The organism is Phenylobacterium deserti (assembly GCF_003254705.1).
GTDB lineage: Bacteria > Pseudomonadota > Alphaproteobacteria > Caulobacterales > Caulobacteraceae > Phenylobacterium > Phenylobacterium deserti.
In genome coordinates this window covers 517,943-529,517 of sequence record NZ_QFYR01000002.1, presented here as the reverse complement: position 1 = coordinate 529,517, position 11,575 = coordinate 517,943, and the positions used below count along the sequence as shown (strand labels likewise).

Below are 11,575 nucleotides of genomic sequence, written 5' to 3'. Positions count from 1 at the left end.
GGTCAGCCCACGTAGCTGGCCACCTGACACATCATCCAGACAAAGCTGGCCACGGAGGCAAAGGCCAGCGATTCTCGAGCCAGACGAACCATGTGTCGCATCCCTCTTGTGAGCGGTTCTGTGGATGACCGCTGAGCCGTTCGTGGTTCGTTCTTATTCCTCTTTTGTTCTCATGGTCAAGCACCCTGGTGTCTTGTCCCCCGATCTTAAGCTGCGGGCTTGGGGGTTGCTGGAACGAGACGCGCGCGCCGAAGTTGTGGAGGCGGGAGGCAGCATGGCCCAGCCGATTGTGCCCTTGCTTCGCGAGAACTACGCGTCGATCGCGAAGGACCTCCTGACTCCACTGGTGGACGTACTGAACGTCGGCCGAGATCGCACGGGCGGCGATCTCGACAGCCTGTTGATCATCTTGGTGGTCGCGCTCCGCACGGCCGAAGATCGGCGGATCGCCGGAATGACTCTTGAGCAGGTGCTGAACGGCGAGGTGCAGAGCTACCCGAGCCTCACGACGAACGTGCGCTCAATTGCCGACTCCACGTCGATCCCCAAGGAGACAGTCCGTCGGAAGGTGGGCGCGCTGATTGAAGCGGGCTGGATCGCGCGGGAGGATCACAGCCTGGCGCTGACGCCGCTTGCCTCGCGGATGCTGACGGACGTCCGGGAGTCCTTGTTCCTCATGGCGGTGCGCAATCACCAGACGGTTCTTCCCTACGCAGAACGGGCAGCCGACGAGGCGTGACAAGCCGCCGGCCCGCGGGCAGAAAGCGCCCATGGCTCGAGGCGTTCTCTTCGTTCACAACAACTTTCCGGCCCAGTTCCGCGACCTGGCCGCGGCCCTGGTGAAGCGCGACATCCGATGCATGGCCATCGGATCGGAAAACGCCCGCGGGCTCGAAGGCGTGTTGTCGGCCCGCTACCGGCTATCCCGCGGCACCACCAAGGACATCCTGCAAATCGCCACCCGCGCGGAGGCCGACCTTCTGCGTGGCCGCGCCGCCTGGCGCGCCGCCAAGGCGTTCCAGGACAAGGGCATGGAGCCGGAAGTGATCATCGGCCATGCCGGCTGGGGCGAGACGTCGTTGCTGAAGGACGTCTTTCCGAACGCCCGCCAGGCTCTGTTCGCGGAGTTCTTCTACCACGCACGCGGCATGGACGTCGGGTTCGATCCCGAGTTCAGCGCCGCGCAGGATGAAGAAGGCACAATCCGCGTGAAGGCGAAGAACGCGGTCATGTCCCTCGCCTACACGGACGCAGACGCCATCGTGGCTCCTACGGAATTCCAGCGCTCATCCCTGCCCCCCGTGTTCCGCGAAAAGACCCGGGTCATCCATGAGGGGATCGACGTTCAGACGATCACGCCTGGGGCGGCCGCGCCGTTCGCGCTGGACGACGGTCGGGTCATCCAGCCGGGAACGCCGGTGATCACCCACATCAACAACAAGATGGAGCCGCTCAGGGGCCTGCACATCTTCGCCCGCGCCTTGCCGCGGCTGCTGCGCGAAATCCCCAATGCGCAGGTGATCGTGATCGGTCAGGAAGGCCGCAGCGGCTATGGCGGCGATGCGCCCGGCGGAAAGACCTGGAAGGAAGTCTGCTTCGAGGGCGTCGAGTTCGACCCAGCCCGCGTGCACTTCCTGGGACGTGTGCCGCACGAGCGGATGCTCGCCGCGCTGCGGCTGTCGACGGCTCACGTCTACTACACCTACCCGTTCGTGCTTTCGTGGTCCTTGTCTGAAGCGATGGCGAGCGGCTGCTACGTCATCGGGTCGGACACCGCACCGCTGCGTGATGCTATCGAAGATGGCGTGAACGGCAGGCTCCTCCCATTCTTCGACCACGACGCTCTCGCATCAGCCTTGATCGAAGCATGCCGGAACCCGGAGGTCAGCGCGCCTCTGCGGGCGGCGGCGCGTGAGAAGGCTGTGGAGTTGTTCGACCGGGACAAGGGCCGCGCCGCGTGGTTCCAGGTGCTGCGCGACCTGGGCATGAAGATCCCTGGCTGAAGAATCGCGCGAGGCGTTCAGAGTTCTTTAGACTTGCTCGGATAAGGAACTGTCTCTCAGTCAGGAGACCGCCCGTGGACGTGTTCGCGCGCAACAACGTCGTCATCCAGGGCGGTACTGGCCCAACCTTCGTGTTTTCGCACGGCTTCGGCTGCGATCAGACGATGTGGCGGCACGTGGCTCAGGCTTTTTTCGCCAATGGTCGCGTCGTGCTCTTCGACCACGTGGGCGCCGGGCGCTCGGACTTCAGCGCCTACACCTCGGCGAAGTACGGATCACTGCAAGGCTACGCCGCCGACGTGGTCGAGATCTGCGAAGCGCTCGCTTGTGACGATCTGATCTTCGTAGGTCATTCGGTAAGCGCCACCATCGGCGTGTTGGCGGCGGTGCAACGCCCCGACCTGTTCGCCAAACTGGTGCTGATCTGCCCTTCGCCACGGTATGCCAATACCGACACCTACCATGGCGGCTTCGGCGAAGGCGACATCGACGAGTTGCTCGACCTGATGGACAAGAACACCCTCGACTGGTCGGCCCTGATGTCGCCGGTGCTGTTCGCCCAGCGCGAACCGGACCTGCAAGAAGAATGGCGCGACAGCGTCTGCAGCATCGATCCTGTGATCGCCAAGGAGTTCGCCCGAGCGACGTTCAAGTCCGATCACCGAGCCGAATACCGACAGGTGACGACCTCCACCTTGATTGTGGAATGCGCCGAGGACAGCCTCGCTCCGCCCGAGGTGGGCGCCTATGTGCACCAGGCCATCGCCGGCAGCCGCCGCCTGGTGCTCGACGCCGTGGGACACTGCCCGCACATGAGCGCACCCGACGAGGTGATTGCGGCAATCGCCGACTTCGCTGGCGCGAACGCGGCGCGCGCCGCCGCCTGACCTGCCTTTGTCGAACCGCACGTCCCCCGGAGAGACGGAGCTGTACGACCTGGCTCCCTGCGGCCTGCTGAAGCTCGACCGCAACTTCGTCGTGCTCAGCGCCAACGCCTATTTCTATAACATGGTCGGTGTGACCGACGACTCCGCGCCCATCAAGTTCCAGGGGTTGCTGAGCGTCGCTGGGCGCATCTTCCTTCAGACCCGGCTCCAACAGGAGCTCGCCCTGTCCGGGCGGGTCGAGGAACTCGCCCTGGATCTTGTCCGCCAGGACGGCGAGCGCGTGCCGATCATGCTGAACGCGGTCCAGGAAGCAGACAGACAGGGGCGACCGGGCGCGATCCACATGGCGCTCTGGCGCGCGGCCGCCAAGCGCGCCTATGAGGCGGAGGTCCCGAAGGCCCGCATGGCCGCCGAGGAAGCCGCTCGGGTCAAGGCCGACTTCCTGGCCAATATCAGCCATGAGATCCGGACGCCGCTGAACGGCGTGCTGGGGGTAGCCGGGGTACTCGCCCGGACCGAGCTAACGGCGCGCCAGCGCGAGATGGTGGGCATGATCCAGTCGTCCGGCGGCATGCTGGAGCGGATCGTCTCCGACATCCTTGACCTGTCGAAGGTGCAGGCCGGCGGCCTCAGTCTCGAGGCGCACCCGTTCGATCTACAAACAGAGATCGGAGGCGTGGTGGAGATGACCCGCCTCCGAGCGGACGAGAAAGGCCTCGTGTTCCAGCTCGACGCCGCTCCGGAAGTCTTTGGCCGCTACCTAGGCGATGCGGTGCGTCTCAAGCAGGTGCTCGGCAATCTGACATCTAACGCCGTCAAGTTCACGGAACAGGGCGAGATCCGGGTCACGGTCACGCTTGGAGAAGCTGGTGAGCTGGTTTTCCGTGTAGCCGACACGGGCATCGGCTTCGACGAGATCGTCGGCGATACGCTCTTTCGGCGGTTCCAGCAGGCCGACGCGGGCATCACCCGCAAGTATGGCGGCACCGGGCTAGGTCTTTCGATCAGCAAATCGCTTGTGGATCTAATGGGCGGAACGATTACGGCCCGGTCCAAGCCTGGCGAAGGCAGCACTTTCGAGGTGCGATTGCCGCTGCCGCGCGTGGCGGACGAGCAGCCCGTCACCGAGGCCGCGCATGTGGGCGAAGCGGACGGGCCGGAACGGCTGCGCATCCTCCTGGTGGAGGACAACCCGGTGAACCAGCGCGTGGTCGCCCTGATCCTCGAGCAATACGGTGTTGAACTGGAGGTCGCCGACAACGGCGCGCTGGGCCTGGAAGCCTGGCGGGAAAGCGACTTCGATGTCGTCCTGATGGACATGCAAATGCCTGTCATGGACGGCCTGACCGCCATCCAGCACATGCGCGAGCTGGAGCGAACTGAGCAGCGACGCCGCACGCCTATCGCGGTGCTCAGCGCCAACGCAATGGAGCACCACCGCCAACAGGCGGTGCAAGCAGGCGCCGACGTCCACATCGCCAAACCCGTGACGCCGCAAACCCTGGTGGAAGGTGTCGAACGCGCCCTTAGCGAGAACAGCGCCGCATAGCGGCTGTCTAGCCGCAGCGGATCTCCCGGATCACGCCAGTGTCGGCGTCGAAGAAGAAGTTCAGCCGGTCTGCTCTGAAGTCCTGGGTCACCGGGCAGGTGGTGCAGGCGACACGCTGACGATCCGGAGAGACCGGGATCGGAATTTCGCTTCGATTGCGCCCCACGAGGTGCTGACTGGCTGCCGCGCCGCAACTGTCCGGTGGAGTCGCGGGACGCGGCGGCGCCGTGGGCGCAGCGGCTACCGGGGGCGGAGCCGGCGCTGGTGCAGGCGGGGCGGCGGGCGCCGCACACGCCGACAGCAACAGAACACCACAGAGTGCGGAAGCCCGCTTCAAGCCTGCTTTTCCCATCCCCGCTCCTTCTGCCGCCAATACGAGGCGGCATGCCCCTTTGCTTTCACCTGGGTCCACTGGCTGCGCGCGAGCGCGAGCTGTTGCGCATCGCCGCCGTCGAAGAGCACGACGCAGCGTGCGAAGCCATCCAGATCGCCCAGCTCGGCGCCGTCGATCAGGAACAGAGCATCGGCGGCATTTGGGTTGTCCTGCTCGGTCGTGAGCAGGATCGGCTGACGCGCTGCGTTCGGCTCGGCGGCCGGCGCATGCGGCAGGAAACTATCGTCGCGATAGCTCCACAGCCAGCCGTCCAGGTGCTCGATCCGCTCAGCTGTCGGAGTTCGCACCAGGGCTTTCCAGCCCCGCTGCAGCGTCTTCTCCAACAGCTCGGGCAAGGCCTGATCCAGCCCGGTGCGTTCCAGGTGGTAGAACCAGACCTCCGTCACCTCAGCCCTCGTACTTCTCCTGGACCATGCGGTTCAGCAGCCGCACGCCATAGCCCGTCGCGCCGTCCGGAATGGTCGGCACGCTGGAAGGCTTCTTCCAGGCGGTCGAAGCGATGTCGAGGTGGGCCCACGGCACGCCGTTGACGAACTTTTGGATGAACAGCGCCGCGGTAATGGAGCCCGCCGGGCGGCCGCCGATGTTCTTCATATCGGCGATCATGCTGTCGAGCTGCTTGTTGTACTGCTCAGGGAGCGGCATGCGCCACAGAGGCTCACCTTCGGTCTGCGAGGCCTGCAGCAGGTTCGCGGCGAGCTCGTCGTTGTTGGAGAACAGCCCGGCATAGTCATTGCCCAGGCTGATGATGATCGCGCCGGTCAGAGTGGCGAGGTCCACCATGAACTTCGGCTTGAAGCGGTCCTGGCAGTACCAGATGGCGTCGGCCAGCACGAGGCGGCCTTCGGCGTCAGTGTTGATCACCTCGATGGTCTGCCCCGACATGGAGGTGACCACGTCGCCCGGACGCTGGGCGTTGCCGTCCGGCATATTCTCGACCAGCCCGACGATGCCGATCGCATTCACCTTGGCCTTGCGGCCAGCGAGAACGTGCATGAGGCCGGACACGGCGGCCGCGCCGCCCATGTCCCACTTCATGTCCTCCATGCCCTCGGCGGGCTTGATGGAGATGCCGCCGGTGTCGAAGCACACGCCCTTGCCGACGAAGGCCACCGGCTGGGCGTTGGGGTCGTCCGCGCCGTTCCAGCGCATGACCACCAGCTGGCTTTCACGGACACTGCCCTGCCCCACGCCGAGCAGGCTGCCCATGCCGAGCTTGGCCATTTCGGCTTCGCCCAGGATCTCGACTTCCAGACCCAGACGCTCGAGCTCACGCAACCGGCGGGCGAACTCGACTGGGTAAAGAATGTTCGCCGGCTCGGACACCAGATCACGGCTGAACGCCACGGCGTTGGCCAGAGCCGACAATGGGGCGAACGCCGCCAAGGCGCCGTCGGCGTCGGCGGCGACCACCTGGGCGCGCTGAAGGGAAGGCTTCTTCTCAGCGGGCTCTTTCGTCCGGTACTTGTCGAACCGATAGCTGGCGAGACGCAGGCCCAGCGCCGCGCGCGCGGCAAGATCCACATCGTCGGTCGGCAGCTCTACGCGGATGGCTTCCAGTCCGGACAGCTTCAGCGCGCTATAGGCGCTGGAGGCGGCATGCTCGGCAGCCAGAGCGTCGAAGCTTTCAGCCTTGCCGGCTCCCACCAGCACGATCCGTTCGGCGGCCTCGCCTTCCGGGGCGAGAAGTTCAAGGGTTTGCCCCTTCGCGCCCGTGAAACGGCTCGCCGCCTTCGCCCTGGCGAGCGCGCCCTCAAGCGACTGGCCTTCGAACACCACGCGGGCCACAGCGGTCCTGGGCTGCACGGCGGCCTGGGCCGCAACGAACTCGATCTCCATCCGAACTCTCTCAGGTCTGACTGCTAAGCCTTCCCCGCCAACCGTCGGCTGCAAGCGCAGCGGTTGTGCGGGGCCGCGACGCATGGTTTAGAACAGCTCCGCGGCCGGGGCGCGGCAAATTCTCCGGGTGAGCCGTACTTTCTTACCGATGCGCCTGATCGACCGTTACCTGCTGCGCCAGCTCGTTGGCCCGACGCTGCTCGCCACAATGGCGCTGACGGCGGTCGCCCTGCTGAGCCAAAGCCTGGCCGGGCTCGATCTGCTCGTGAACCAGCGGCAAAGCGCCTTCGTCTTCCTGAAGGTGACGTTCCTCTACATGCCGCAGCTCATCAACATGGTGCTGCCCATCGCCGTGTTCGTCGCCGCACTGGTGACCCTGAACCGGCTGCACACCGACCAGGAGATCGTCGTCTGCTTCGCCGGCGGCATGAGCCGCTGGCGGGTGATCTCCCCGGCCCTGCGGCTGGCCTCGACCATCGCGTTCCTGGCTCTGCTCCTGAACCTCTGGATCCAACCCCTTGCCTACCGCACCTTGCGGCAGGAGCTCTTCGAGGTTCGGACGGATCTCGCCTCCACGCTTGTGCGCGAGGGAGAGTTCACCGAGCCGGCGCCTGGCCTAACCGTCTATGCGCAAGGCGTTGATGGACAAGGCAACATCAGCAACCTGTTCATCCACCAGGTGAAGGCGGACGGCGCGGCCACCACCTACACCGCCGACCAGGGCCGTATCGCACGGCGGCTGGGCCGGCCCGTGCTGATCATGCAGAAGGGCTCGACGCAGGAGTTCTCCGAGCGCGGCGTGCTGAACTACCTGACCTTCGACGAGTACGTCTTCGACCTGTCGCCGCTGACCAACAGCGACGAGCTGATCCAGTACAAGCCGTCGGACCGCTACCTTCACGAGCTGATGTTCCCGGACCTGACCCAGGACTGGGAGCGTCGCAACCGGCTCAGTCTGCTGGCGGAAGGCCACGCCCGGCTTTCGACGCCGCTCTACAACATCGCCTTCATGGCCCTGGCCCTGTCAGCCATCATCGGCGGCGGCTTCTCCCGGATGGGCTACGGCAAACGGATGGCTTGGATTGGCGCCGCGGCCGCCGTGACCCGCATCATCGGCTTCACCGTTCAGTCGGCGGCTGAGGAAAGCGCCTGGTTGAACGTCCTTCAGTACCTGGTGCCCTTGATCGCCTTCGCGCTCGGAATGCGCAGCATCTTCCGCCAGCGCGTCAGCCGGTTCATCGACATCCGCCGCAACCGTGGTCCATCCATCGCCCGAAGGGCGACCGCCTGATGGGCCGGCTGGAGCGCTACGTCCTGATCCGCACCTTGGGCGGCGTGCTGGCGGCCCTTGCGGTCATCGGCACCGTCATCGTCCTGGTGCAGTTCGTCGACCTGTCACGTCAGGTGGGCGTGCGCGCGGATGTGGGCGCCCCGGAGATCATCTGGCTCACCTTCCTGCGGGTGCCCTCGGTGATCCAGGTCCTGCTGCCGTTCGTCTTCCTGTTCGGGGGCATCGGCGCCTATGTGGGGCTCAACCGTCGCAGTGAACTGGTGGCGATGCGGGCCGCGGGCGTGTCCGCCTGGCGCTTCATCCTTCCGTTCGGAGCCGCGGCCTTTGTGGCCGGGGTGCTGACCGTCACCGCCCTCAATCCGCTGGCGGCCGCCATGAACGCGCAGTTCGAGGCCACGCGGGCCCGCCTTATGGAGAATTACCTGGGCGATACGCCCAAGGACATCTGGCTGCGCCAGGGCGATGACAAGAACCAGATCGTAATCCACGCCAAGTCTCGCGACACCGTCGGAGGCACGGTGCGGCTGCGGGGGGTGTCGCTGTTCGTCTACCAGAAGAACCGCGCGGGCACGCCTGAGTTCAAGCGCCGGCTGGAAGCCGCCGAGGCGCGGCTGCAGCCGGGTTTCTGGCAGCTCACGGACGTTCGCGAGGCGACGGCGGGTGAAAGCTCTGTCCGCTCCGACAGCCTTTCGATCCGCTCCACCCTGGACGCCGAGTCGGCCATGGAGCGGTTCGCGTCGCCGGACGCCATCGCCTTCTGGCGCCTGCCCGACGCGATCCGGCTCACGGAGCAGGCAGGGTTCTCGGGCGCCGCCTACCAGCTGCGCTTTCATCAGCTTCTCGCCACCCCGGTGCTATTCGCCGCGATGGCGGTGCTGGCGGCGGCGTTCTCCCTCCGGCTGGCTCGCCTGGGCGGCTTGGCGGGCCTGGCTGGAGCCGGCGTGGCGCTGGGTTTCGTGATCTTCTTCTTCAACCAGTTCGCCGGCGCGCTGGCGCGCGCCGACATCCTGCCGTTGTTCGCGGGAGCCTGGGGCCCGCCGGTGGTGGCCCTGCTGTCAGGGCTCACCCTGCTCTGCTACACCGAAGACGGTTGAATCGTTGGCCTGCCCGGCTATGCATCCGCCAAGCCCCGCCACGTTCGGGGGCCGCGCGCGAGAGGGGATCGAAGACTTCATGAGTTCGGGTCGGCGCACGCCTTCCGCAGCCGCCAAGCGCGCCATGCTCGCCGGGACCGCCATCGCGGTCCTGTGGAGCGCCGTCGCGCAGGCCCAGACGAGCACGCCTGCACCGGCGCAGGCGCCAGCCGCGAACGGGCCACTGGCGACCGCTCCAGCGGCGCGTACGCCCGACGGGCTGGCCGCGGGCGAGCTCTACATGGAAGCGGACCAGATCATCCGCGACGACGAGACCCAGCGGACCACCGCCGAAGGCTCCGTCGAGATCCGCTACGAAGGCCGGACGCTGCGCGCCGACCGCCTGATCTACGAACAAGCCGAGCAGGAAGGCCAGGGCGTCATCCGGGCGATCGGCAATGTCCAGATCATCAACTCTGACGGGACGGTCGAGTACGCCAACGAGTTCGTGCTCGACGAGGACATGCGGGCTGGCGTCGCGTTGGGCTTCTCCGCCCGGCTGCAGGAGAACGTCAAGATCGCGGGCGCGAGCGCGATCCGCCGGTCGGAGAACGTTCAGGAACTGCATCAGGCGATCTACACGCCTTGCCCGATCTGCACGACCAACGGGTCACCCAAGACGCCGACCTGGTCGATCAGCGCTGATCGCGTGGTGCAGGATCGCAAGCGCCGCATCGTCTACTATCGGAACGCCAAGGTGCACGTGCTGGGCGCGCCGGTGCTCTATTCACCGGTGTTCTGGCACGCCGACCCGCAGTCCGGCCGCGCTTCCGGCTTCCTGACCCCCGAGCCGGGCCTCTCGAACCGCCGCGGCTTCTCCTACGAGCAACCGTACCTTTGGGTGATCTCGCCGTACTCCGATCTGGTGATCAGTCCGCAGCTGAACACCAAGGTGAACCCGCTGCTCAACGGCCAATATCGACAGCGCTTCTACTCCGGCGATCTCGACGTCCGCTTCGGCTACACCCACGAGCGCGACTTCAACGGCCAGGGCGAACGCGTTCCGGGCAGCGAAGCGACCTCGCGCAGCTACATCCTGAGCCGCGGCGCCTTCCAGGCGGGCGAGCACTGGCGATGGGGCTTCACGGCTGAGCGCGCGTCGGACAAGCTGATCTTCGACAAGTACGACATCGGCAACGTGTTCGAGAGCCGCGGCCCCTATGTCGCCGATGACCGACGGCTGATCTCGCAGCTCTATGCGATCCGTCAGGACGAGAAGTCCTACTTCTCGACAGCGGCCATCAGCATCCAGGGCCTGCGTCCCAGCACCATCGAGTATCCGAAGCTCGAGAACGATCGCGCGTTCCCGCTAATCGCGCCGCTGGTCGAGTCCCGCTACGAACTGGGCCAGATGTTCGGCGGCCGTGTGCGGCTGCGCGGCTCGGCCGTGGGACTGACGCGCGAACAGGCCCCGAACACCATCGAGCGCATCCCCGGCATCGACAGCCGGCGGGTGACGGCCCAGGCGGACTGGCGCCGCGCGCTCACCTCGGTGGGCGGGCTGCGCGTCGATCCCTTCGTGGACGTTCGGGTGGACGGCTATAGCCTGAGCGACGTGGTGGCCGGACCAGGCTCAGCGACCACCTCGCGCACGACCAGCCGCCTCCTCGGCGCTGCAGGCGCCGACATCTCCTACCCGCTGTTCCGGCGCTGGCGTGACTCCACGATTGTGCTGGAGCCTCTCGCTCAGGTCGTCGTCTCGCCCGACGCCCGTCAAATAGTGGTGGGCCGGGACGCCGATGGCCAGCCGATCTACCTCAACGAGGACAGCGTCGCGTTCGAGTTCGACGAGACCACCCTGTTCCGTCCCGACAAGTTCCCGGGCTTCGACCTCTACGAGGACGGGGCGCGGCTGAATGTCGCCGGCCGGGCGTCGGTGCTGTGGGACGACGGACGTCGCGCCAGCCTGTTGGTCGGCCGCAGCTTCCGCGCCGACAAGAACGAAGTCTTCTCCCCGCGTTCCGGGCTGCGCAGCAAGGCGTCGGACTGGGTCGTGGCGGGCGAGGCGCGGCCGGTGCGCGGCCTGTCCTTCTTCACCCGGGCGCGTCTGGACTCGGACGACCTCAGCATTCAGCGGCTGGAAGCTGGCGCCAACGTCGTCAACCGCCGCGGCTCGGGCTTCGTCCGCTACCTGACGGACAACTACAACGTCAGCCTCGCCGACCTGGGCAACTCGTCCAACCTGAACCGCGAGAACCTGGACATCGGTGGCGAGCTGAACCTGACGCGCAACTGGGGCGTCACCGCCTACGGCAACGTCGATCTCAACCCGCCGTCTGTGCCAGGTCTCGAGAACAGCTCGGCGGCCTGGGTCATCCGCGACGTCGGCGTCTTCTACCGGGACGACTGCGTGCGCGTGGATGTGATCTACCGCAAGGAAGACACCCGCATCGCCCAACTGGGCCCGCGTGAGCAGATTACGGTGCGCCTAACGCTCGCCACATTGGGCGGACCTTTGTATGGCAGATAAAATCGCAGG

General features: G+C 66.2%; 11 protein-coding genes. 7 read left to right on the top strand and 4 right to left on the bottom strand.

Features of this window, described 5'->3' with window-relative positions:
- Positions 1 to 2: 2 nt before the first annotated feature.
- Positions 3 to 92, bottom strand: coding sequence for a cell division inhibitor SidA (gene sidA / locus DJ018_RS12200; RefSeq protein WP_111515216.1), 90 nt, complete (start codon positions 90 to 92; stop codon positions 3 to 5).
- Between the two features lie 182 nt (positions 93 to 274).
- Between sidA and DJ018_RS12195 the strand changes: the two genes are divergently transcribed.
- From DJ018_RS12195 to DJ018_RS12180, 4 genes are all read left to right on the top strand, one after another.
- Positions 275 to 739, top strand: coding sequence for a hypothetical protein (locus DJ018_RS12195; protein ID WP_111515215.1), 465 nt, complete (start codon positions 275 to 277; stop codon positions 737 to 739).
- A gap of 31 nt (positions 740 to 770) precedes the next feature.
- Positions 771 to 2,003 (top strand): glycosyltransferase, encoded by a 1,233-nt coding sequence (locus tag DJ018_RS12190; RefSeq protein ID WP_111515214.1) that lies wholly within the window; start codon positions 771 to 773, stop codon positions 2,001 to 2,003.
- Positions 2,004 to 2,077: 74 nt separating this feature from the next.
- On the top strand, positions 2,078 to 2,890 hold the full coding sequence (locus tag DJ018_RS12185; RefSeq protein ID WP_111515213.1) for an alpha/beta fold hydrolase: 813 nt from the start codon (positions 2,078 to 2,080) through the stop codon (positions 2,888 to 2,890).
- A 7-nt stretch (positions 2,891 to 2,897) separates the two neighbouring features.
- Positions 2,898 to 4,439, top strand: a complete 1,542-nt coding sequence (locus tag DJ018_RS12180; RefSeq protein WP_133254280.1) for an ATP-binding protein — start codon at positions 2,898 to 2,900, stop codon at positions 4,437 to 4,439.
- 7 nt (positions 4,440 to 4,446) lie between these two features.
- Here DJ018_RS12180 and DJ018_RS19605 read toward each other — a convergent pair whose 3' ends face one another.
- The 3 genes from DJ018_RS19605 to DJ018_RS12165 all read right to left on the bottom strand — a co-directional run bounded on the left by DJ018_RS19605 (position 4,447) and on the right by DJ018_RS12165 (position 6,672).
- Positions 4,447 to 4,605 carry a hypothetical protein gene (locus DJ018_RS19605; protein WP_338066139.1) on the bottom strand — a complete coding sequence of 53 codons (159 nt, stop codon included), beginning with the start codon at positions 4,603 to 4,605 and terminating at the stop codon, positions 4,447 to 4,449.
- Between the two features lie 167 nt (positions 4,606 to 4,772).
- Positions 4,773 to 5,219: a DNA polymerase III subunit chi gene (locus tag DJ018_RS12170; protein ID WP_111515210.1), complete on the bottom strand. Its 447-nt coding sequence runs from the start codon at positions 5,217 to 5,219 to the stop codon at positions 4,773 to 4,775.
- Between the two features lies 1 nt (position 5,220).
- The gene (locus DJ018_RS12165; protein ID WP_111515209.1) at positions 5,221 to 6,672 is read right to left on the bottom strand and encodes a leucyl aminopeptidase; all 1,452 of its coding nucleotides are present in this window, start codon (positions 6,670 to 6,672) and stop codon (positions 5,221 to 5,223) included.
- Between the two features lie 148 nt (positions 6,673 to 6,820).
- On the opposite strand from DJ018_RS12165, the gene lptF reads away from it, so the two are divergent.
- From lptF to DJ018_RS12150, 3 genes are all read left to right on the top strand, one after another.
- The gene (gene lptF / locus DJ018_RS12160) at positions 6,821 to 7,963 is read left to right on the top strand and encodes an LPS export ABC transporter permease LptF (RefSeq protein ID WP_111515208.1); all 1,143 of its coding nucleotides are present in this window, start codon (positions 6,821 to 6,823) and stop codon (positions 7,961 to 7,963) included.
- Complete coding sequence (gene lptG / locus DJ018_RS12155) at positions 7,963 to 9,057, top strand: LPS export ABC transporter permease LptG (RefSeq protein ID WP_111515207.1); 1,095 nt, start codon at positions 7,963 to 7,965, stop codon at positions 9,055 to 9,057. The genes lptF and lptG overlap by 1 nt, the downstream gene beginning before the upstream one ends.
- A 79-nt stretch (positions 9,058 to 9,136) precedes the next feature.
- On the top strand, positions 9,137 to 11,566 hold the full coding sequence (locus tag DJ018_RS12150; RefSeq protein ID WP_165842905.1) for an LPS-assembly protein LptD: 2,430 nt from the start codon (positions 9,137 to 9,139) through the stop codon (positions 11,564 to 11,566).
- Positions 11,567 to 11,575 lie beyond the last annotated feature (9 nt).